This window comes from Arthrobacter sp. ISL-48 (assembly GCF_018613805.1).
Taxonomy (GTDB): Bacteria; Actinomycetota; Actinomycetes; order Actinomycetales; family Micrococcaceae; genus Arthrobacter.
In genome coordinates this window covers 1-23,331 of the sequence record NZ_JAGGPL010000006.1, presented here as the reverse complement: position 1 = coordinate 23,331, position 23,331 = coordinate 1, and the positions used below count along the sequence as shown (strand labels likewise).

Annotated in this window: 16 protein-coding genes; 5 read left to right on the top strand and 11 right to left on the bottom strand. The window is 61.8% G+C overall.

Going from position 1 to position 23,331, the window contains the following annotated elements:
• Positions 1-376: 376 nt before the first annotated feature.
• The 9 genes from J7E83_RS09685 to J7E83_RS09645 form a co-directional block, all read right to left on the bottom strand.
• Positions 377-1,399 (bottom strand): hypothetical protein, encoded by a 1,023-nt coding sequence (locus J7E83_RS09685; protein ID WP_214961483.1) that lies wholly within the window; start codon positions 1,397-1,399, stop codon positions 377-379.
• A 121-nt stretch (positions 1,400-1,520) separates the two neighbouring features.
• Positions 1,521-2,705, bottom strand: a complete 1,185-nt coding sequence (locus J7E83_RS09680) for a hypothetical protein (protein ID WP_214961481.1) — start codon at positions 2,703-2,705, stop codon at positions 1,521-1,523.
• Positions 2,706-3,195: 490 nt separating this feature from the next.
• Complete coding sequence (locus tag J7E83_RS09675; RefSeq protein WP_214961480.1) at positions 3,196-4,485, bottom strand: isocitrate/isopropylmalate dehydrogenase family protein; 1,290 nt, start codon at positions 4,483-4,485, stop codon at positions 3,196-3,198.
• Between the two features lie 43 nt (positions 4,486-4,528).
• Positions 4,529-5,767: an NADP-dependent isocitrate dehydrogenase gene (locus J7E83_RS09670; protein WP_214961478.1), complete on the bottom strand. Its 1,239-nt coding sequence runs from the start codon at positions 5,765-5,767 to the stop codon at positions 4,529-4,531.
• Positions 5,768-5,814: 47 nt separating this feature from the next.
• The gene (locus J7E83_RS09665) at positions 5,815-6,087 is read right to left on the bottom strand and encodes a hypothetical protein (protein ID WP_214961476.1); all 273 of its coding nucleotides are present in this window, start codon (positions 6,085-6,087) and stop codon (positions 5,815-5,817) included.
• Positions 6,088-6,125: 38 nt separating this feature from the next.
• Positions 6,126-8,762: an aconitate hydratase AcnA gene (acnA, locus tag J7E83_RS09660; RefSeq protein WP_214961474.1), complete on the bottom strand. Its 2,637-nt coding sequence runs from the start codon at positions 8,760-8,762 to the stop codon at positions 6,126-6,128.
• 143 nt (positions 8,763-8,905) lie between these two features.
• Positions 8,906-10,036, bottom strand: a complete 1,131-nt coding sequence (locus J7E83_RS09655; RefSeq protein WP_214961472.1) for an ABC transporter ATP-binding protein — start codon at positions 10,034-10,036, stop codon at positions 8,906-8,908.
• The gene (locus tag J7E83_RS09650; protein WP_214961470.1) at positions 10,029-11,801 is read right to left on the bottom strand and encodes an iron ABC transporter permease; all 1,773 of its coding nucleotides are present in this window, start codon (positions 11,799-11,801) and stop codon (positions 10,029-10,031) included. The genes J7E83_RS09655 and J7E83_RS09650 overlap by 8 nt, the downstream gene beginning before the upstream one ends.
• A 39-nt stretch (positions 11,802-11,840) precedes the next feature.
• Positions 11,841-13,016, bottom strand: a complete 1,176-nt coding sequence (locus J7E83_RS09645) for an ABC transporter substrate-binding protein (RefSeq protein ID WP_214961468.1) — start codon at positions 13,014-13,016, stop codon at positions 11,841-11,843.
• A 200-nt stretch (positions 13,017-13,216) separates the two neighbouring features.
• Between J7E83_RS09645 and J7E83_RS09640 the strand changes: the two genes are divergently transcribed.
• From J7E83_RS09640 to J7E83_RS09620, 5 genes are all read left to right on the top strand, one after another.
• Entirely contained in the window at positions 13,217-13,714 is a 498-nt protein-coding gene (locus J7E83_RS09640) for an MFS transporter (protein WP_214961466.1), read from the top strand.
• Between the two features lie 11 nt (positions 13,715-13,725).
• Positions 13,726-14,565, top strand: coding sequence for an MFS transporter (locus J7E83_RS09635; RefSeq protein WP_214961464.1), 840 nt, complete (start codon positions 13,726-13,728; stop codon positions 14,563-14,565).
• A 1-nt stretch (position 14,566) separates the two neighbouring features.
• A complete protein-coding gene (locus tag J7E83_RS09630; RefSeq protein WP_214961462.1) occupies positions 14,567-15,655 on the top strand; it encodes a lactonase family protein in 1,089 nt (362 codons plus the stop codon).
• A gap of 89 nt (positions 15,656-15,744) precedes the next feature.
• Entirely contained in the window at positions 15,745-16,413 is a 669-nt protein-coding gene (locus J7E83_RS09625) for a GntR family transcriptional regulator (RefSeq protein WP_214961460.1), read from the top strand.
• A gap of 1,284 nt (positions 16,414-17,697) precedes the next feature.
• Positions 17,698-18,852, top strand: coding sequence for a S1 family peptidase (locus J7E83_RS09620; protein ID WP_214961458.1), 1,155 nt, complete (start codon positions 17,698-17,700; stop codon positions 18,850-18,852).
• A gap of 1,640 nt (positions 18,853-20,492) precedes the next feature.
• Here the strand turns inward: J7E83_RS09620 and istB are convergent.
• Both istB and istA read right to left on the bottom strand, forming a co-directional pair.
• Positions 20,493-21,311: an IS21-like element helper ATPase IstB gene (istB, locus tag J7E83_RS09615; protein WP_214961456.1), complete on the bottom strand. Its 819-nt coding sequence runs from the start codon at positions 21,309-21,311 to the stop codon at positions 20,493-20,495.
• The gene (istA, locus tag J7E83_RS09610; protein WP_214961454.1) at positions 21,308-22,984 is read right to left on the bottom strand and encodes an IS21 family transposase; all 1,677 of its coding nucleotides are present in this window, start codon (positions 22,982-22,984) and stop codon (positions 21,308-21,310) included. Before istA ends, istB begins: the two co-directional genes overlap by 4 nt.
• Positions 22,985-23,331 lie beyond the last annotated feature (347 nt).

Sequence of the window (23,331 nt, the reverse complement as noted above, 5' to 3'; positions counted from 1 at the left end):
GGAAGGAGCACGCCGGCCACAGCAACGGCCACCAACAAAAAAGGCCCTCGACGGGGCCCCTACAACACACTTTGTGCACACCCAGAGGCTCACAAGCCCCTGAACAGGGAAAACACGTGCCCGAGGTGGGACTCGAACGTCATTCCAGCCCTTGCAAACACTGGGAACTCTTGAAAACATGCCGAGTACGGGCCAGTCCGGCCGATGTACGACCCAGTCCGAAGCCCAAAGTGTGCACATTGTGCACACCCCCCAAAATAGTTGCTCCACTGCTCTCAGACCGATGACCGCACTCCGAATCGACAGGGTCCAGCTCCGACCATTCGTGCTTCGCAGAATGGCAGCAGGGTTGCCCCGCCTATACCGGTGAAGACACTCAGCGATCCTGCCCAGTCCCGCCTCGAGAATCATCGTCCGCGGCACCAACCACTTCTGCGTCCTTCCCCGCCTCGTTGGCCTTCCCACTCGTAAAGCCGCTCTCTGCATGGAACTGGTCTTTCGTCAGTCCACGCTTTCGGGCCATAGCGGCGGCACCAGCCCGCTGAAGCCGTTCCTGATCCGACACCGGATTGGAATAGAACCGGCCGTCACGCAGCAGCACTTTGACGCTGTCCATGCTGGCTCCAAGCTTCTCGGCGATGTCTCGCCTATTGAGCCCCAGCATTTGTAGTTCCACGGCGCGACGACAGCGTTCGAGCCGGGCCTTCCAGCTCGCAGCGTTGAAGGCGTTTTCGAGGCGGATGTTAGCAGGGCAGGCGTTGGATGCGGTGACCACGTTCTTCGGGACCGGCGACCATATCCACGAAGTCGTTCCAGTTATCGTTGCAGGGAGCCAAGAAGCGAATATGTGCGGGAGCTTTCCAATGTCTCGGTCGGTGAGCTCAACGAGCATCAGGCCGTGACGTGCGGCCAACTCTCGTTTTTGCAGCATTTTCGCCGCGTAAGCAGGATCGTTCGGCAGTCCCCACAACTCCACGAAGGTGCCGTCGCCTAACCTCCAATCAGCCCTTCGGCGACCGGACAGATTGAGGTCGGCATCCACCGGGTATGAGGGCTCCCGGTCGTGCTTGATCCCATACTGATGGAGGAAGTCACAGACAGCCTTCTCACCGAGCGACAGACACCGGTGACCGTCACGAGCGCGAATAAGCGTGCCCCTACTCAGCCGCAAACCTGATTCGGCGAAACCCGCTTCCTCGAGAAGGAATGTCCATGGGAACCTCCGGCGCCTGATCGCGAACCTCAGCAGCAGAAGCTTGTCGACGACCCGCGGTGAGACGGGGACGTTCGGATCGATGTGCAGCGTGTTCAACTGGACTTCCAACATGGGCTCATCGTCGAACTCGAGTTCTCCCAGCATTCTGAGCGAACCGGCCGCGCGTTCGCGGTTCTCAAACACGCCTTCACCAGCTAGGTCAAGGCATTGGTGGCAGTATGTGAGTGGCTCCAAGCAGACGGATGAGATGAATGTCGACCCCCGCCGACAACACAGCCTGCAACCGCCTGAAGTGTTCATTAGCCTATGGGCACCGAACAGCCGCTGCCGCTGTTCTACATACGCTTCGTGAAGGCGGAAAGAAGCCTCGGACTCGGTTACTATTCCCAGCATGATTCGAAAGGCTTCGGATCTGAAGGCCTCTTTGGGTAAAACCTCCTTTAACCCCGTGCCGCACTGAATTGTTGAACTCCCGGATTATTGACTTGACGGCGGTTTCCCGATCCAGCTGCACTTGCTTTCGAAGGCCGTAGTCCCTGAGTTCGTCGAATTTGAACTCGTCGTCCAACTTCCATGGTGTCCTGGGTAGACCTACTTCTGAAACTTCGAGGCCCGCACGTGCTGCGTAGCACAGGGCCTGTCCGACGAGGCGGCTGTCTTCGACCCACAACTTTCGTGTCCGCGGGTTGTACTGCGCGATAAGGCCTGGTGCGAGGAAACGGAACACCTCGGCATGCGGGTCAATCTGTATATTGGGGACCTCGGTGATTGGCCACTCGTCAGCGAGGGGGATCGCCGGCTCGGCAATCTGTTTGGCAATGGGCACATTCGCCTCGGCAAGAAGCCGCGTAATGACTGCCCTGTCGCGTTCATCCTCAAGGAACAAGTAGCCGCGGTCGACATGACCCAGCAGCCGCCTGGACACACCATCTGTCACCGCAAGGCTGCGACCCACTTGGCCGAACCATGTGGTCAACTCCAAACGTTCAACCGGCTCCTGCGGATGTGCAAATGATTGCAAAGCCGACACAGCATTGTTGGTCTCTACCGAAGGTTGTTTGTGATGCCGCAGCGGTCCACCGTCGCGACCGAGAAATTCGTCGATGGCTCTGGCCAATTCGGCCGGTTTCGGCAGATCAAGATTGAGCCCGCCCGTACCGTACGCGGTGCCTGTGCAGGTGACCTCCCCGCCTGCGGCTTCGGCGAGATCTGGTAGGCGACCCATCCCAACATTCCGCAATTTGCCGTCATGCAGGTACCCCAAGTGCCTACTGTCCGCGTCGCCGCCGAACCGGGCAGGCATGGCAACCGAAATCGCATACGGGTTGTATTCATTGTCCGCTCGATGGATCAGAGCAAGCTCGACGCTGACGCACGCATCTTCACGCGCATGGCAACCGAGAGACTGCCTAATAAATCGTTCGGTTTTCTGGCCGGCATCATCACCCCACGTGCTGAACCCCCAAGATTCGCCCGCGGGAGGCAACACAACTCTTCCCGACACCCATCGGATCGCGTACGACGATCCTTCCATCTACGTCCCCCCACAGGTCGTCTGACCAACAGTCGTCGTGACGACTGATCCGGCGTGCCGAACCTCCAGTAAACCGCCTAAGAAGAAGGTCGGCACGAGTACGGTGTACTCGTTTTTGCACCCCAGCCGCGTCACCCGCTTACTCGTAGTACCGGGCAGCCCGGCATGATCGCCAGCCATACCATTGCCTCCGAAGAACCGGTCTGCCCACCAAACGCCCTCACGATTGCCAGACATGTCCATTCAACCCAGTCCAGAAGCACTCCCCGCGTCATTGCGACCGTCACCATTAGGTGACTCAAATGCGAGGTGCAAGGGAGAGCGCCATGACATCGACACCAGACAAAGAATATCTTCATCGCGGCACACCCCTATCACCCCTCCCATGAGCAACTCGGCAGCCACACACAGACCGGGCTTAAACAGACTGCACGGCCATCCGGCTCTATACTAGAGCTGGTCTCTGAAAGCTGACCTTCAACCTTCGGGTGGTCTTCCAAACCACGCGGGAATACGTTCTTACCCTCGAGGCAGGACGTGCCCAGCCCAACAGCATCGAGAAATCTGATTGGGGCAGCCCTCCACGCCAATCATGTAACGACAGGCTGCGCCGGAGCACGTGCCAGCAGCTTGTTATCGGTTGGTTGTGCGTGTGTGACGGTGGTGATGCGGTTGGCGACGGCGTCGGCGAATTCGCTGGTGCCGGAGGTGCCGCCCATGTCCTTGGTCGTGGTGCCGTCCAGGACGGTCGCTTCGATGGCTTTTTCGACGAGTTCGGCGGCGCAAGGACCTTCTCGTCGCCGAATTTGGCGCCGAGCCAGCGCAGGAGCATCGCGGAGGAGAGGACCATCGCGATGGGGTTGGCGATGTTCTTGCCCGCGATGTCCGGGGCGGACCCGTGGGAGGCCTGGGCCATGGCGTGGGTGTCGGAGGAGTTGATAGACGGGGCGATGCCCAGGGACCCGGCGACTTCTCCGGCGAGGTCCGAGAGGATGTCGCCGAACATGTTCTCAGTGACGATGACGTCGAACTTGTTCGCGCGGCGGACCAGGTGCACGGTCATCGCGTCGATGTGGAAGTCGTTCACGGACACGTCCGGGTACTGCAGGGCTACTTCCTTGCAGACGTCGCGGAACAGGCCGGTGGTCATCTTCAGGACGTTGGCTTTGTGCACGATGGTCAGCTGCTTGGACCGGGACTGGGCGAGCTGGAACGCGGTGTGGGCGATGCGCTTGGTCGCAGCGCGGGTGATGATCCCATGCATGATCGCCACGTCGGGGGTGGGCATGAATTCCCCGGTCCCGGCGTACGTGTTCCGGTCCGCGTAGAAGCCTTCGGTGTTTTCACGCACGATCACCAGGTCGGTGCCCTCGACGATGGCGTTCCCGCCCGGGAACGCCTTGGAGGGGCGGATGTTGGCAAACAGGCCGAAGTGCTTGCGGATCGTGCCGGAGGGGTTCAGCGCGGACTTGTGCGGTTCCGGGTAGGACGCGGAATCGTGCGGGCCCAGGAGCCAGCCGTCGACGTTGTTCAGCGCCTCGAGGGTTTCGGCCGGAACGGCGGTGCCGTGGGTATCGATGGCGGTCCGGCCCGGCGGGAGCTCAGTCCAGGCGATCGCGGGGGCGCCGACGGCGGCCATGGCCGCGTCCAGGATCTTTACCGACGCCGGCACGATCTCCGGGCCGATGCCATCGCCGTTCAGGACGGCCACCTGGTACTGCTTGGACTCAGTCACGGTGCTTCCCTTTTTCATGTTTGTGCTCTGTCGCGGGCCGGAATCAGACGATGACCGGCAGGTGTGATGCGACAAGGCGGGCATCAACGGCTGCAAGGAACGCTCCCGTTGTGAGCCAAGGCTGTTCCGGCCCGATGAGAAGTGCCAGGTCTCTGGTCATCTTTCCGGATTCGACCGTCTTGATGACTACGTCTTCCAAGATTTCGGCGAAGCGGATCACATCTGGTGTCTGGTCCAGCTTGCCGCGGTGCCGCAGGGCGCCGCTCCAAGCGAAGATGCAGGCGACGGGGTTAGTGGAGGTGGGATTACCCTGCTGGTGCTGACGGTAGTGGCGCGTGATAGTGCCATGGGCGGCCTCGGCCACCACGGTGCTGCCGTCCGGCGTCATGAGCACGGAGGTCATCAAACCCAGGGAGCCGAATCCCTGCGCGACGATGTCCGACTGGACGTCACCGTCGTAGTTCTTGCAGGCCCAAACGTAGCCGCCCTCCCACTTCATGGCTGAGGCAACCATGTCATCGATCAGGCGGTGTTCGTACCCCAGCCCGGCGGCGTCGAACGCTTCCTTAAACTCGTTTTCGAAAACCTCCTGAAACAGGTCTTTGAACTGCCCGTCGTATGCCTTGAGGATGGTGTTCTTCGTGGACAGGTAGACGGGGTAGTTCCGCTGCAGCCCGTAAGAGAAGGACGCTCGAGCAAAGTCGCGGATGGAGTCGTTGAAGTTATACATGCCCATCGCCACGCCGCCTCCCTCCGGATAAGTGACCACCTCCTGCCGGATCTTCTCCCCTCCATCGGAAGGGGTAAACGTCAAGGTGAGCGTCCCCGGCCCGGGGACCTTGAAGTTGGTGGCCCGGTATTGGTCACCGAAGGCGTGCCGGCCAATGATGATGGGCTTGTTCCAGCCCGGGACCAGGCGGGGGATGTTGGAGATGATGATCGGCTCGCGGAACAGGACACCACCCAGGACGTTGCGGACTGTCCCGTTGGGCGAGGGCCACATCTTCTTGAGCTTGAACTCCTGTACCCGAGCCTCATCGGGCGTGATGGTGGCGCACTTGACACCTACCTTGTGCTCAAGGATGGCATGCGCGGCATCCAACGTCACCTGGTCATCGGTCGCGTCCCGGTTCTCCAGGGAGAGATCAAAACTCTCTAGCCTGATGTTCAAATAGGGAGTGATCAGGCGGTCCTTGATGAACTGCCAAAGGATGTGGGTCATTTCGTCGCCATCGAGCTCCACCACAGAACCCACGACATCAATCTTCTCGAACGCACTCATAATTCTCCTTGCTTAAGGTGGGATTTCCCGGAGTTTAGAACTGTGGCCTAGTGCCTTTTGCGCTTGTGCCTGAAGACCATTACGCCGTCGTCCGGATGGAACATTGCCCGGCCTTTGCCGTCGTCCTGGATCAGCCAGAAAACGCTGCCGTCCATGGCGAGCATGTCCACCCGGCCTGAGGTCAGGGTCTTGCCGTTCCGATGCACGAGCTCGAGATCGTCCTGGCGGGCGAGCTTTGTCCAGTTCAATACCGGTTCCAGCTGAGCATGCCGAGGCATCCCCGACTGGAAACGGGCCGTGTGATGGTTGCGGATAGCCATGGGTTGCTCCTTTTTCGTATGGCGCGCAGGACGCATCATTAGCTGTTCGCGTGGTTCAGAGTCCGGCGGAGAATCATGGGGATGACGCCGCCCAGGGCGAGGAGTTCGCACTCGAGTCCGGTTTCAACGGCAGCGGTGGCGGTGAAGGGCTCTTCCGTTCCGTCGTTGCGGACAATAGCTGCTGCGATGTCGGCGCGGGGGTGGATGCGGTCTTCGCCCGCGTCGAGCCTGATCCGGTCCCCTGGTTTAAGACTGAGGAGCTTGTCCCTCATGTCCGCTGGCATGACGAGCGGGAGGATGCCCATGCCGATGAGGTTGGAGCGGTGAATCCGCTCGAAGCTGGCCGCGATGACTGCCCTTACGCCGAGCAGCCGCTGGGCCTTGGCCGCCCAGTCCCGGGAGGATCCCATGCCGTAGCGCTCCCCCGCCACCATGACGACGGACTCGCCTTCTTCGCGGTACCGTTGGGCGGCGGCCCAGATGGGCATGGTCTCACCCGAGGGGGTGTGAATCGTCTGGGCTATAGGCGCCTCGGGGTGGAGCAGGTTCTTGACGGACTTGGCGTGGAAGGCACCCCGGACCATGACTTCCCAGTTGCCTCGGCGGGAGGCGAAGACGTTCAGGTCGGCACGGTCCTCGCCCCTGGCCACCAGGAAGTCCGCCACATCACTGTTCGGCGGGATGGCACTGGCGGGGGAGATGTGGTCGGTGGTGATGTCATCGCCGAGGACCAGCAGCGGATGGGCGGCATATTGGCCCAGGAGACTTCCTTCGGTCATCGCCGCGAAGGGAGGCCTGCGCAGGATGGTCGACGCCGGATCCCAAGGATACTGCGCACCGTCCGGGGCTTCCACCCGGCGCCACTGCGGGTCCCGGCTGGCGATCACGAAGTCGCGGCGGAAATCTGCGGGGTCGTTGGCTTTCAGTACCAGCGCGTCGATCTCTTCGCGGGTCGGCCACAGGTCGGTGAGGTAGACCGGTGTGCCGTCCTCCATGTACTGGAGCGGCTCCGTGCTGAGGTCGCGTTTGGCGTCTCCGGCAAGGGCGAAGGCGACGACCAGGGGCGGTGACATGATGAAGCTGAGTTCGACGTCGGGGTGCACCCGTCCCGGGAAGTTTCGGTTGCCGGAGAGGATGGCCACGGGATCGCTCCCGCCGTCGTTCTGGGCCTTTGCAACGACCGGTGTCAGGGGTCCGGGGTTGCCGATGCAGGTGGTGCAGCCGAAGCCGACGATGTCGAAGCCGACGGAGGCGAGGTCCCCGGTGAGGTCGGCGCGCTTGAGGTAGCTGGCCGCCGCGGGGGAACCGGGAGCGAGGGACGTCTTGACCCAGGCGGGGACTTTCATGCCCCGCTTTCTGGCGTTTCGGGCCAGCAGGCCAGCGGCGATCAGCAGGCGTGGGTCCGAGGTGTTGGTGCAGCTGGTGATCGCGGCAAGGGCAACGGGGAAGTCCGGCAGCGGCCCGGTGCCGGGGCGTTCCGGTCCGGCTTCCTGTTCCAGGGCGTTGCGGATGCCGCCGTAGGGCAGGAGGTCCTGGGGGCGGCGGGGGCCGGCGGCGTGCATGGCCACGGAGGACAGGTCGACGTCGATGACCCTGGTGTAGACGGGACTTGCTTCCGGGTCGAACCAGATGCCTGCCTGCCTGGCGTAGGCCTCGACAAGGCGCGTCTGTTCTGCCGTGCGCCCGGTGCCGGCGAGATAGTCCAGAGCCATCGCATCGACCGGGAAGTACCCGGTGGTGGCGCCGTACTCGGGTGCCATATTCGCTACCACCGCCCGCTCCCCCACCGTCAGCGTGGAAACGCCCGGGCCGAAGAACTCCACAAACTCACCGGTGACACCGACTTCGCGAAGGCGGTGGGTGATGGTCAGGGCCAGATCGGTGGCGAGTGTACCGGTGCGGAGTTCGCCGGTGAGCCGGACGCCGACGACGTCTGGGATCCGCAAGGTGGCGGGCATACCGAACATCACGGTCTGGGCTTCCAATCCGCCGACGCCCCAGCCGAGAACGCCGAGGCCGTTGATCATCGGGGTGTGGCTGTCGGTGCCCACCATCATGTCGGGAACAGCCCACCGGTCCCCGTCCTTTTCGATCGTGGTGACCACGGTGGCGAGCTGTTCGAGGTTGATAGTGTGCATGATGCCGGTGCCGGGCGGGTTGATGTGCACATCGTTCATGGCTTTCGATGCCCATTTCAGGAACTGGTAGCGTTCCCTGTTCCGGCGGATTTCGTGCTTAATGTTCCGGGCGGCCGCATCCGCCCGGCCATATTCTTCCACGGCCAGGGAGTGGTCAATCGATACGTCCACTCGCAGCAGCGGGTTCAGCGCCATGGGGTCTTCCCCGCACTCGGCCAGAGTGTCGCGTATGGCGGCAATGTCCACCAGCGCAGGGGTGCTGGTGGTGTCGTGCATCAGCACCCTGGTGGGCAGGAACTCGATCTCGGCGGTGCTGGTTCCGGTGTCCAGCCAACGGCGCAGGGCGTCCATTGCCTGCTCCCGCTCGAGTCCGGTCATGTTCCGCTGGACGTTCTCGGCCAGCAGCCTCAGGGCGATGGGAAGCCGGACATAGTCCGGCCCGAAAGCACCCTCAATATCTACCGCCCGGAGCACCTCGCCATTGACTTCGAGGTGGGTTATGGATGGATTGGAACCGGCGCCGATGGCGATGCTCATGGGGGACACTTTCTCGAACAGAATAGGGGCCTGATTAAATTATAGGCTATAACCTCTGCTGCGAGTGGCAACGCCGTGGATGTTTTTGGGACCGGCGGGGAAGTTGCTCGGGGCTGGCTTCCCCGCCGGGGTCTTGGGGCGGCCTAGTGGGTGACAGCCATCAGTTCGGCAACGTCCTTGGAGACGACGTTCGCGCGGGGGTAGAGGCGCCCGGCCTCTGCCGGGACCACGAGGCGCACCGCTCCGGTGAGACCGCCAGTGGTGCTGTCCACCAGGATGGTTTTGCTGCCGTATTTCAGGTCGTATGCGTAGCGTGAGCCCACGTATGAGGTGGTCATGATGTCGGCGTTGAGGACGATGGCATCGGCGGGCACTTCTGCGCCCCTGTTGGTCAGGAAGACCTTCTCGGGCCGGAAGGCCACGGTGACGAGGTCGCCGGCGGCTGCCTGCTCGCTGACGGCCACGTTGATGGTTTCACCGCTTTCTTCGAGGCGGACGATTGCTGCGCCGCCGCGGGCGGAGACAACTGTGCCGTCGATGAAGTTGGAGCGGCCGATGAAGGCGGCTACTTCGGCGGTGGCGGGGCGTTCGTAGATTTCATGCGGCGGGGCGACCTGGAGCATGTGGCCGTTGGACATGACGGCGATGCGGTCGCTCATGGCCAGGGCTTCCTCCTGGTCGTGGGTGACGTAGACGGTGGTGATGCCCAGTTCGGACTGGAGCCTCTTGAGCCAGACGCGGGCCTGTTCGCGGAGCTTCGCGTCCAGGTTCGACAGGGGCTCGTCAAGGAGCAGGACCTTGGGCGAGTAGACGAGCGCGCGGGCCAGGGCGACACGCTGCTGCTGGCCGCCGGAGAGCTGGTGCGGGTAGCGGTGGGACAGGTGGGCCAGGCCCACCTTGTCCAGGGCGTCGTGTATGAGGGTTTTCTGCTCGGTCTTGGAAATCTTGCGGATGTTGAGCGGCATGGCCAGGTTCTCGGCCAGGGTCATGTGCGGCCACAGGGCGTAGGACTGGAAGACCATGCCGAGGTTGCGCTCTTCCGGGGGGACGAACTTGTTGGAGGAGTCATCGACCAGGACGGTTTCTCCGACGGCGATGGAGCCCGAGGTGGGCTGTTCCAGCCCGGCGAGGCAGGACAGGGTGGTGGATTTGCCGCAGCCGGAGGGGCCCAGGAGGGTGAAGAACTCCCCGTCCTTGATGGTGAAACTGACTTCATGGAGGACGGTGACTCCTCCGAAGTCTTTGCGGAGGTTCTTGACGGCGACATCAGGCATCTTTCTTTCCTTTCATGAGCAGGCCGGCGACGCCGACGAAGACTGCGGTGATTGCGATCTGGATGGTGGCCAGGGCGGCGACCGATCCGGTGTTGCCCTGGACCCAGAGCTCGAGCATGGTGGTGCCGATGACGGCGGTATCGGCGGAGCCAAGGAAGATCGCCGGGGAGTATTCCTTCATCATGACTACGAAGGTCAGGACCATGGCGGCGACGAAGGCGGGGGTGAGGAGCTTGACGAGGATGCGGAGGAACATCTTCAGCCAGTCCGCGCCGTTGACGCGGGCGGCGTTGTCCAGCTCCTCCCCGATCTGCATCACGGCCGGAGAGATGGAGCCGAAGGCACTGGGCAGGGCGCGGAGTCCGAAGCCGATGATGATGGCCCAGACGGTGCCCTGGAGCAGCGAGCCGGTGTTGAACGGCATGAACGCGAAGGCCCAGAAGAGGCCGATGCCGATGATCAGGCCGGGCATGGCCTGCGGGGCAAGGGCAAGGTATTCGATGACCTTGCGGTAGCGGAACGTGGACCGTTTGGAGACGACGACGGCGACGACGGCCAGGACGCTGACCAGGATGGCGCCGACGCCGGCGACGATGAGGCTGTTGCGGATCGAGCCGACGTAGGCCGGGAACTCGAAGATGCGCTGGTAGTTGGCCATGGTCAGGGAGGCCAGCGGGTTTTGCAGCGGGGTGAAGATCTTGGTGAAGGAGCGCATGACCAGCCCCAGGATTGGCACCAGTGCGCCGATGACCACGTAGATGGTGATGAAGGCGACGGCGAGCCATTTGATCCAGCCGAGGTCCAGCAGGCGTGGCCGGGTGGCTTTGCCGCGGACCGAGACGAAGCGTTTGGCGTCCTTGAGGAGTTTTGCCTGGACGGCGACGAGCAGGACGGTGACTAGCAGGATGATGACCGAGGCGGCACCGAGGATCCCGTAGTCGGGGTCGATGGACTGCAGGCCGTTCTTGTACAGGAAGGTCGCGAAGACGGTGATGTCCACGGGCTGGCCGTAGAGCAGCGGGATCGACAGGGTCTCGATCGACATGCTGAACACCAGCACGGAGCTGTAGACAATCGGGGGGCGCAGCATGGGGATGATGACTGACCACAGGATCCTGAACGGACCGGCGCCGACGGTCTGGGCGGCACCTTCGAGGGAGGCGTCCGAGTTGCGCAGGGCGTTGGCGCAGAAGATGTAGGCGATGGGGGCCAGGGCAACGGCTTCGGTGAGTGCCATGCCGGGGAGAGTGTAGAGGTCCCAGGGCAGGAAACCCAGGATCCGCCGGACCTGGACACTGACAAAGCCGGCCGGCCCGTACATGGTGATCCAGCCGAAGCCCAAGATCAGGGAGGAGATGAAGAACGGCCACTGCATGGCGGCGCCGAAGAACTTCCGGCCGGGGATGTTGGTGCGGATGACCACGATGGCCATCGGGACGGCGATCAGGAGCGTCATGACGGTTGTCATGACGGCGAACAGGATCGTGTTCACAGCGACCGAGCCGAAGCCGGCTTCGGTGAACAAACGGGTGTAGTTCTCCAGGGTGAACAGACCGCCCTCCTCGTACAGAGGACGGTCCATCACCGACTGGTAGAGCGTGGGGACCACGGGCGCAAGGACCAGAAGCGCCAGAACGACGATGGTTGCCCAGAAAAGCATCTGGCTGCGGTCGCCGCCGAGGATACTTCGGTACTTCGGGGCCGGATATTCCGGCCGCTGCGTGGCGACCTGGGCCGGCGGCCTGGTATCGGGAATTGTTGTCATGGGATCTCTTCCGGTCCTTGCTTGGTCAGTCACGGGTGCTTATTTTTTGAGGCTGTTCCAGCGCTCGGTGAAGGCGGCCTTTTCGGCGTCGGAAACCTTCTCGAAGGGAACGGAAATGATGTTCTCCTGCCCCACTTGCTTGAGGATGTCGGCGTAGGTGTAGGTGAACTCGACGGGCTTGATGCCGTCGCGGAAGGACGAGAGTCCGCCTTCCTGGATGGCCTGCTGGCCTTCGGCGGAAAGGGTGAAGTCCATGAAGAGTTTTGCGGTGGCAGGGTGCGGGGCCTTCGCGGTGATGCCGAGGCCGCGGGGCAGAACCACTGTGCCGTCGTCGGGCAGCGAGATTTTGAACAGTCCGGCGGAGTCCTTTACTACGGGGAAGGCCGGAGCGGCGCTGACCAGGGCGCCGGCAGCGTATTCACCGGACAGGACCTTCTCGGTGGCCGAGGAGCTTTCGGGGCGGGAAAGGGGGAGGATCGTGGCCAGGGAGTCCCAGGCGGCCGCCTTGGCCTTGGTCAGGGCATGGAAGATCGTGAAGCCGAAGGCACCTTTGATGTCACGGATGCCGATCTTGTTCTGGAACTGGGAGGGGTTGGCCTTCGCCTGCTTCGCCAGTGATGCCAGGCCGGTGGGCGCCTCGGTCATCAGGGCGGTGTTGTAGGTGATTGTCATCGCATCTTCGGACATGGCAGTCACCCCCGGCAGAAGGTTGGCGAACTCCGGAACCTTTGTCAGTTCCGGAGAGGTGTACTGCGTCAGGACATCGGGGCGCGCTGCGAAATCAGCCCAGGCGCCGGCGGCGTTGGTGACCAGGACGTCGGCCGGTGATTTGCCCGTGGCGTTTTCGCTCAGGACCCGCTGGAAGACCTCGTCCGAGCCAAGGTTGTTCGCGGAGATGTCCTTGATGAAGGCGTACTTCTTTTTGAAGTCGCGGAACACCGGTGCCCAGTTTTCCTGATCCGTGTTTGAGTAGATGGTGAGCGCGCCACCCTCCTTCTCCGCGGCGGCCACAAGGTCCTTGTAGTCGGCAGGGTAATAGTCGGGGTACTGGCCGGCGGCGATTGAATTCACCGGAGCGGGTGTCCCGGCAGGGGCGGAGCCTCCACCACAGGCTGTCATTGCGAGGGCGAGGGCCGAGGCTGCGCCTGCTGCGGCGCACCTGGTGAACATCCGCGACTGGGACTGGGTGGTGGAGCGTGGGTTGGACGCCGTCATGGCTGTCTCTCCTTTGAGCAAAGCTACGGGGATGTGGCAACGGAGACACTCGATGTGATCCGTCCCACAGAACTATAGCTTATAAGCTATAGGTCGCTGTCAAGCCCTCAGCGCCCTTGACTTTGATCTGGGTCACAACCCAGCCTTATTACAGCCTATAACCTATAGCGTTCCTTCAGGGCCTAACCAGGAGACTTTTCATGACCGTCAAAGACGACCCGGGTCACGCACTTTTCGAGAAAAAGACCATCCGCAAGATCACGATGCGGATTATTCCGTTCGTTTTTCTGCTCTATATCGTCAACTACATTGACCGGGCCAACATCGGCTACGCATCCCTGCAGATGAATGCCGAACTGGGTTTGACGAGCCAGGCTTTCGGGCTGGCGGCGGGCCTGTTCTTCATCGGGTACTTCCTCTTTGAAGTCCCCAGCAACATCGCACTTGCCAAGTTCGGTGCCAGGCGGTGGATCGCCCGGATTCTCGTGACGTGGGGCATCCTCGCCGTCGCGATGGGCTTTGTGCAGAACGACATCCAGCTGTACATCATCCGGTTCCTGCTCGGCGTTGCCGAAGCAGGGTTCTTCCCCGGCATCATCATCTACCTGAGCTTCTGGTTCCGCGGCAAAGAACTGGCAACCACCATCGCTCTGTTTGTGGCCTCCATTCCCGTCTCATACATCATCGCTTCCCGCTGAGCACCTGGATCATGCACACCATCGGATGGGCCGACATGAGCGGCTGGCGCTGGATGTTCATCCTCGAGGGCATCCCGGCAGTCATCCTCGGCGTCGTCTGCTACTTCGTCCTCACCGAGCGCCCCAAAGACGCTAAGTGGCTCACCGCCAAAGAACGCGACTGGATCACCGCGGAACTGGAGAGTGAGCAAGCCGCTAAGAAGGGCACCACGATTCACCTGAGTATCTGGAAGACCCTGGCCAACCCGAAAGTCCTCTACCTGGGTGCCATTTACTTCGTCTATCAGGTCGGCAGCCTGGGCGTCGGCTATTGGCTCCCCCAGATCATCAAAAGCCTTTCCAAGACCCTGGACACGACCCAGATCGGCCTCATCGGCATGATCCCTTACATTGTTGCGACCGTGGCCATGATCTGGTGGTCCCGCCGTTCAGACCGTAAGAACGAACGCAAAATGCACAGCTACATTCCCATGGGCATCGCCGCCGTCGCCATGTTCCTGGCCGCCATCCTGGAATCGCCCTTCCTGGTCATCGCCTCCATCAGCATCGCCCTGGCCGGCCTCTACGCCTTCAAATCCCCCTTCTGGGCCGTTCCCAGCCAGTTCCTCTCCGTGGCCACCGCCGGAACAGCCATTGCGGCGATCAACTCCATCGGCAACCTGGGAGGATTCGTGGGCCCGTTCGCGCAGGGAATGATCGTCGACGCAACAGGCTCCCAGACAGCAGGCCTGTACTTCTTCGCCAGCCTCCTGGTAGTCTCCACCGCCATGATGGTCGCCGTCCGGCTCCGCAAAACCGAAACCCCCACGGAGACCCAGGTTGAGAACCCCGCAGTCAAGGCGGTCCGCTGAGGTGAACGCCCCCCAGCTTGCCTATGTCGGCTCCCGCACCACGCCCGAACGAGGCACCGGCGCCGGTATCAGCAGCTTCATCATCACCGACGGCCGGTGGACCCTCCTGGAGGAGACACCGGCCGTCAACCCCGGCTTCCTCGTCTTTGATCCGGTCTCCGAGGTGCTCCATGCAGCGGCCGGCGACCACGACTACATCACCTCCTACCGGGCAGAGAGTGACGGAAAACTGCAAGAGCTGGGACGCCAGCCCACCTTGGGAACGAATCCTGCGCATATTTGCCTGGATCCCAGCGGCAGGTATGTCCTGGCGGCCAACCACACCAGCGGCTCAGTGGTCAGCCTGCCCATCCTCCCCGACGGAACCCTCGGACCGGTGACCGGGCGGTTGAAATTCACCGGCGACCCAGGCCCGCACCGAACCGACCAAACCGGCGCGAAACCCCACCAAGTCGTGTTCTCCCCCGCCGGGGACTATTTCCTCGTCCCCGACAAAGGCCTGGACACCATCTTCACCGGTACGCTCGACACCGAAACCGGCGGTCTGGAGCTCACAGGGAGCCTCCGCCTGCGTGAGTTCAGCGGCCCCCGGCACCTGGTATTCCACCCACATCACGCGCTGGCGTACGCCATCAACGAACTCAACTCCACCGTCACTGTCCTTGATTGCAGCTCCCCGGAAAACCTTCGTGCCGTGCAGTACCTTCCGACGGTTGAGGACTCCGACATCAGGGACAGCAGAGCGGCAGAAGTGGTGATCAGTGCCGACGGGCGGTTCCTTTACGCCGGTAACCGCAGCGGGGCAGGAGACAAAACAGCCGGAGGGCCAGGGGATGACACCATTGCCGTCTATGGCGTGAAAGAGGACGGCAGGCTCTCCCCCGCCTCATGGACTCCAAGCGGCGGAATCCGTCCCCGCTTCATCACCCTTAGCGGGGACGGAACGACCCTCTATGCTGCGAATGAGAAAAGCAACTCAATCGATGCGATCGAAATCGACATGGATTCCGGCCTCCCGCGGTCCGGCCGCCGGGTTGTCCAAACAGGCTCCCCGGTTTGCATCGTCTTTGCCCCTGGTGTTGCGGAATAACGCTCAAGGCCCGCAGTACTATAGGACATAGCCTATCCGGGGCCGCCGTCGGCAGCCCCCGGAAAGCCCTCACGTATAAGGAGTAAACGGTGGCAAACCCGGCCGTAGCACTATCTAAAAACGCCTACGCCTACGAGGAACTGCGCCGCCAGATACTGACCGGGGAAATTTCCCAGGGCTCTGTCCTCAACCAGGCACAGTTGGCACAGGAAATCGGGGTCAGCACCACGCCACTGCGCGAGGCACTCCGCCGCCTCGCCGCAGAAGGACTCGTTCAGCTCGAATCGCACCGCGACGCCCGGGTGGCCTCGCTCACCGCAGACGAGGCCCGCGACCTCTACGTCATCCGCGAAAACCTGGACCCGCTGGCGGCCGGTCTCGCAGCCGAGGGCCGAACCGATGCGGACATCGCCCGTATCAAAACGACCCTCAAACAGCTGACCCCACTGCGCGACGCAGCCGACCTCGAAGCGATGACTGTCCACCGGGAATTCCACCGCGCCATCTACACCGCGTCACACAACCCCCTCCTGATAGGGATCCTGGAAGGCCTGTGGGACAAGGCCGACCGATACCGCCAAATCGGACTTCAAAGCCAGAAAGACTCCGAAAAAGACCGGATCCGTGTGAAGGAAGAGCACATTCAAATCGCCGATGCGGTCATAGCGGGAGACGCCGTTCGGGCCCGCGAAATAATGCAGCGCCACGTCGTGGGCAGCCTCGGCCGAAGGGCCATATCAGTGCTCGCAGAGGTCTAGCTCCAGTCCCCAAACGGGCCTCCATGCGCTCCGGCAGAGCCTATCCAAAAGGTCTAGCAAAGCCCGCTCGGCTACCTTGAACGTTCCGCTAGCTGCGAGACAACCGCCGGTTGGCGCCGGTTTGGTGCTGGCTTGAGAGACAGGGCAGCGAGACACCTCGCGCCCCTGTACGGAGGCGATTCACAGCGTCTCAATCATTTGTCTTCCAACTCTGGGCTTGCGGGACAGCTCCGTGTGCCCATGACCCGCTGCGTGGTGGCGGGCCATCTTCGCCAGCACGCCCACAGCCGTCAAAGTGCAGGCTCAGGTAGTCACCCAGATTGCCGCGCGTCAAGACCACGAACCGGCCATGACGGATCCATCAAAGCGGAATTCCGGGGAAGGAAGTCCGGATCCCACACACCTGAACTCTGTCGACAGATCGTGCGCCAGTCAGAAACACCCCCGGAGACGTTCCCGCTGAACCCGGAACGTCCAACGAAACCGACGTTCTAGGCCGCAAAGTCATGTCGCCTGCAACAGAGAACTTCATGAAGTGGTGTCGGCAGAACCAGGAGCAAGGGTCCAAAATGCAGCTCGAAAAGCCACACGTGCACAAAGGTGTGCACAATGTGCACACTCCCTTTGGCCGGACAAACACGCAATAAGCGCACTCGGCCCAGTCCGCCAAAAGCAACCATCCGATGAAGATCCTCGAAGAAAATTGAGCTTGGTCATGTCGTCACCACAACTCATGGCCATGAATGAGTGACGGCCAACAACTGGCCACGGGAGACAGCAAGAAAGGACGGCCCATAACCCTAGATTCCAAGAGGCGCAAGGCCCACAGGCCAGGACCCTGACCCCGCTACCCACACAACCGAATAGGCGACCGCCGGCGCCAGGCACTGAGTGTGTCAAGTATTTTTGGCCCCACTTGGACGGTCAAATGTGGCCCCACCTGGGGGCTCTTGGCGGGCGGGCCTACCCGGCCTGCGTTTACCCGATCGGCGCGCCAATGGGTTAGTAAATGCTCTTGATTAACCGACCAAACAAATCGCATGATTTATATGTGCTCACTGGGGAGCGCAAAGTTGCTCACTAGGGAGCGCATCGAATTGGGGGCCCGGCACGGCTGCAGGTAGATCTCTTTTGTCCAGTGTCATTCTTTCCATGTTTCTTCTTGCTGGACTTGCAACTCCAGCGAATGCGGTAAATTCCGCAGATCGTCCACAGCCAATTGATCTGCTGAGCGGCGGGGTAGAAAGACCACCGGAACCACCCAGAGGGGATGGAATCGAGACGATGGCACTGCCATTGGTGAGCGAGGACATGTCCCGTCTGGCTTCTGAGCTGACCAAGAACTTGGCGGGCAATCCGCAGTTCGCGTCCTCCGAAGTGACGGCTAATCGGGACCGCGTGGTAGTCCACTGGCATGGCAAGGAAAGCCCAGAGCTTGCGGGGATCATCTCCAGCCACAAGACAGTTCCGATTGAGATCCGGCAGACCAAGTTCCTGCCCGGAGACCTTAGGCAGCGGATTGCTCGGTTGAGCAAAGCGGACATCGACCTGGCATCCTATTCGGTTAATCATGACGGCTCGGGGTTCCGAATTTCGGTCAGTCAGAGCGCCGAGAACCGCAAGTCCCCTGCCGAGATCGCACGGCACTACGAAGCAGAGCTGCAGGCACCCGTTGCGGTAAGCGAGGCCAGTCCGGAACCTGCTAACAGCTACACCCGTCAGTTTGATAATTACTGGCACCTCGGAGGCGCACGGATCTACAGCTGGACTAACGGAACCTACAACGGGGCTTGCACTTCTGGGTTTACGGTACGTCAAAACATCACCGGCAATGAAGGCACCATGTTTGCTGCGCATTGCGCTCGACTTGGCACTCAATGGTCGGCATGGGATGGCGGTCCCTATTATTACCCGTGGGGAAACGTGACCGCGAATGACTATTACCATGATGGATCCATCATTCATAGCGGCACCTCATACGGCTTTATCTGGACTTCGACGTGGGACAGCGACGTCTACACACAGATCAACGGTGATGCATACGCCTATGTTGGCCAGGAGATTTGCTACAGCGGTTCCTACAGTGGGCTCAGTTGCGGCAATATCGTAAAAAACACTGCTGAGACGTACCAGTTCCAGGGGTATCCCACACAAATTACAGCGTTCAGGTCCGAGAACATCAGCTCCCAACCGGCCGCTGGGAACGGTGATAGCGGCGGCCCGGGCTACCAATTGGTGAGTACACTCCTCGGGTGTAAAACGCTGGGCAGTGGGTATTATTTCGGCTCGGCCGACCGTGGCCGGAACAAACTGCCAAGGCGTCCCTGGAGCGGTGGACGGGCGCAGATGCAGTTCAACTGTCTGGGCCACGTCAGTTCCAAGCATCGCTGCTGCCACGGGATGGTACATCCCCACGTCCTGACAATTGGTCTAGTCTGAAGAGACACTCCTGATGCCATCTCCAATGAATGGTTCCAAGATGAAGCGCCTCTGCGTTGTTCTGATTGGTCTTAGCCTCTGCGCTACTTCCTGTGCTAGGGAACAACCTCCGCCAGGCTCGCAGAGCACCGCTTCAGGAGTCACCACCGAGGCGCAGGCGGTCGACGGGGACGTCGCATACGCGGCCAGCGAACTGAGCCGCGAACTGGCGGGAGATGCCCGTTTTGCCTCAGTCGAAGTGCTGAGGGGAAAAGACATTGTGGTTCATTGGGAAGGGCCGGTGGACTCGAAGTTGCAAAATCTCATCAGCCGCTTTCCTAGGGTTCCGATAACCGTTGAGACAGCCCGCTGCTCCCTAGGCAAACTCAGAGAATACGGTAGCCATCTCCTGGCAACAGACCCGGCGGTCAACGTATTTTCTGTGTCACCCGATGGGTCGACCCTCCAGCTGACCATTGATGAGTCCGTCCAGGGTTCATCCGATGTTGCAAGTCTGGAGCGCGGATATTCCGAGGCAGCGGGATGCCCTGTCACAGTCCAATTCGGAGACGTCGCACCTGCTTCTTAACGAAACAAGCGCTATGAGTGTGCCAGGAGCTTTGAAGTTCGGTCCGTGCTCTGCTGATCCGCTCTGTCGTGGGCCGGCGGCGGATTTCCATGGTCCGTAGCGGCGAGGCGCTGTTGATCCGTACCTGGACCCGCCACAGGTGCACCGGGTTGGATATGTCAACCATGATTGGCCCCCGTAGGACGACTATATGTGGCCCCACTGGTGTCTTGTGAGCCGCGTGGCTCCAGCTGCACCTACGTGTATTGGATGAATGGCCCAAGGGTCGAAGGGATTTCCATTGACATCTCTTGCTGGCGCTTGCAGAATCAGTGCACGTCTTCGTGCACTCCCGAAAACTTGCATGAAACTAAAGGTAACGAATCGATGCGCACTGTTCCCGTCACCGTCACTTATCACCTTTTCTATCTGATTGACTACCAAGACGAGACCGTCCCTGCGCCGAATAGCCTCGAGGAAAGCAACGGGCTCATCTGCCCACTCCGCACAGGGGCAGTGGTCATCACTGGGACAGACATGGGCAAGGTCACGGTAAGCGTCGATCTCCATGAAGCCGAACCGGAACTGTCGATGGATGGCTGGGATGAAGGTGCTGACGTATCCGTCCACGCCCCACATGGGAAGTTGAACGTCGACGCGGTCGGGTACGAGTTCCCGGGCCTCCCGGAGCTCAGTGCGCACGGCCCAGGCTGGTATCGAATACGGTGCCTGGCCCGGAATCGGCTTGCGGAACTCAACAGCATCGGGTCAGCCCCCCGGAGCGAGGAGTACCTGATCGTATGTTGGCCAAGTCCGCCGGCACCAGAACGGGTGCATGGAATCCAGTGGCATCTGAGCGGCAGACCGCACGCGGGAAGCTGATTCCCGATGCTACTAGAGCGCAGGTGAGCGTGCCAGCTACCACGGAGGGACAGCTACATGACAGCGGCCTACGACGGTACTTATTACTGGCACTACGGCAACTAACTTCCGGAGCCGAGGCGGGTTCTTCGTGGACCCGCCTCCGGTCCCCGGCATCTGCATAAACCGCTCATAGGTTCTACAAAGAGAAGGCTGCATTGGCCATCCCTGATTAGCTGGCGGCCTGTTGGGCGATGGTGTGGGCGAGGCGGTAGGAGTCGGTGCCGGTTTCGATGATGGCGCCGTTGTAGGTCAGCCGGTCCACGATCGCGGCGCAGAGGCGCGGGTCGGTGAAGGTCTTGGTCCAGCCGGAGAAAGATTCGTTGGAGGCGATCGCGATGGAATTCTTCTCTTCGCGTTCGGTGAGGACCTGGAAGAGGAGTTCGGCGCCGCGGCGGTCCAGTTCCATATAGCCAAGTTCATCGATGCACAGCAGATCGACACGGCCGTAGCGGGCAATGGTCTTGGCGAGGACTTTCTCGTCGGCTGCTTCGACGAGTTCGTTCACGAGCCGCGTGGCGAGGGTGTATTTGACCCGGTAACCTTTCTCGGCAGCGGCGGTACCGAGCCCGATAAGCAGGTGGGATTTGCCGGTGCCTGAGTCGCCGATCAGACACAGGGGTGCGCCTTTACGGATCCAGTCCCCGGTGGCGAGGGTGTGGATGGTGGCGGGGTTGATGTTCGGGTTCGCGTCGAAATCGAAGTCCCCGAGCCATTTGTCCCGCGGAAAGTTCGCGGCTTTGACACGCCGGATCGAGGAGCGCCGGTCCCGGTCGTCGCACTCGGCCAGCAGCAGTTCGGCCAGGAAACCCTGGTAGGAAAGTTGTTCCTTCCCGGCTACCGCTAGGCCCTCGTCGAGCACGGCACGGACGGTGGGCAGGCGCAGCCGGCGGCAGGCCTGGTCGACCGCGGCGACCGCAGCCTGTTCGGTCAAGCCGCGGCGCCGTCGCAGGGTCGGGGTGATGGTGGTGGCCGGTGCGGTGGGGCTCATGAGATGTTCTCCTTCGGCGGGGTTCCTGCGGGGTGTTCAGTGCGTTTGGCCAGTAGCTCGTCGTAGGCACTGACCGAGGGCAGGGACCGGGTGTCCGGCGGGAGCCCGGCGATGACGGCGGCCGGATCCATGAGCCTGCGCTGGGTGAGACTGACAACCCTTTGCGCTTTCGCTTCAGCATGAGCACCGCGATGACGGTCCGACCCGGACCCACCCACGGACGAAACCGCTGCGTGTCTGCGGGCCTCGACCGCAACAACGTCGGCACTGACGGCACCCACACCCAGCGCCGCGGTGATCCCTGCTTCGACGTCACCGGCATCCATCGAGCGGTGGAGCAACAGGACGTCGATGAGTTCACGGGTCCCGTCGGCGTCGCCGTTGACCCTGCGGGAGGCAGCCCAGAACGCCTCATGGGTGCTGGTGAACGCCCCGGACTCGCGGGCCCGGGCCAGGGCGGTGGATCCGGGCAGGGCGCCGGGTTTGGTTTTGAGGACCTCGAGGTAGTGATCCAGCTGGACCGACTGCCCGTGTTTGGCGGCAATCCGCTGATGCCTGGCAGCCACGGCACGGCCGTCGAACACCACAACTTCCGAGGCCCTCAGCGAGACCCGGACTTTCCGGCCGATGAAGCGTGCCGGGACGGAGTACTTCACCATCCGCACCGTAACCATTGAAGACCTATCAACCCTCGGGCTCAGCACCAGCCCGGGATCGAATTCCTCCGCCGGCAACGGTGCCAGGAACGACTGCTCGGCGGCGAAGTCCTGGCCGATGGTGCGGATCCTGCCGTTGATCCGCCGCCGGTCGTCCTGTGCTTCCCATCCACGAATGCGTTCGTTGAGGTCATCCAGAGTGTCGGCGACAGGCATCGGAGAGAGCCTGTTGCGACGGAACCAGCCGACCTCGCCCTCAACACCGCCCTTCTCGTGAGCCCCGGCGATGCCTGGCTGGCAATAGAATGCATCGAAACCGTAGAACGAACGGAACAACACCCATCTGTCGTTCTCCTGGCGCTGCCGACCCTGCCCGAAAACCACAGCGGTAACCGCGCTGGTGAGGTTGTCGTAGCGGATGTGTTTGGTCGGGAGGCCGCCGATCTCGTTGAACGCCTCGATATGTCCCTCGAGGAACGCTTCCTGCGCCTGGGTCGGGTAAATCCGGTGGAAGGCCTTGCCCGAGTGGGACAGCCGGAGGACGAACATGTGGCACTTCGTCTTCATGCCGTTCAGCACGACCCAGACTTCGCCGAAGTCCACCTCGGCCTCCGCGCCCGGGGCGTGTTCCTGGGGGACGAACACTTCCACCCGGCGGCCGGCCTCCACGTCGATCTGGGCCCGGCGGATCCGCACGTGGTCACGCACCGTCGAATACGACAGCTCCTCCGCGCCATGCTCCTCGATGAGCCGGGCCAGTATCCTGCGGGCAGTATGGCGCTGCTTCCGCGGCGCCGTCGTATCCTCGATGAGCATGGCATCAATCGCCGCCTTAAACGGCTCCAATCGCCAGGACACCCCCTGTCGTGGTTTGCGTTCCGGCGGGGAGGCGGATTCCAGAGCCTGCCGCACCGTCCTTCGGTGAACCCCGTGCCGGACCGCCAGCGCACGGACCGAGAGCCCCTCAACCCGGGCGTCCCTTCGGATCTGCGCAAACAACTCCACTCTCGACTCCATCCAGACCAGCCTTCCGCCGCATCCATCCACTGATGAATCCAACGTTGCAGGCGGGGCCACATATAACCGTCACAAGCTTCCCGGCGAGTCACGAAGTGGCGCCAGATATAACCGTCCTACCGGGGCCATCCAAACCTGTCACAGTCAAGGCACAGACCGCGAACAACGTCAGAGGACCCGCGGAGGGACAATGTCCACACATTAAAGCAAAAACCCCTCTGACGAGGGGTCATGCGTGCCCGAGGTGGGACTCGAACTGCATTCCGGCCACTGAAAACACTGGGAACTCTTGAAAACATCCCGAATCCGGCCCAATCCGGCACCAGTAGGGACTGCCCCCGGTTCTG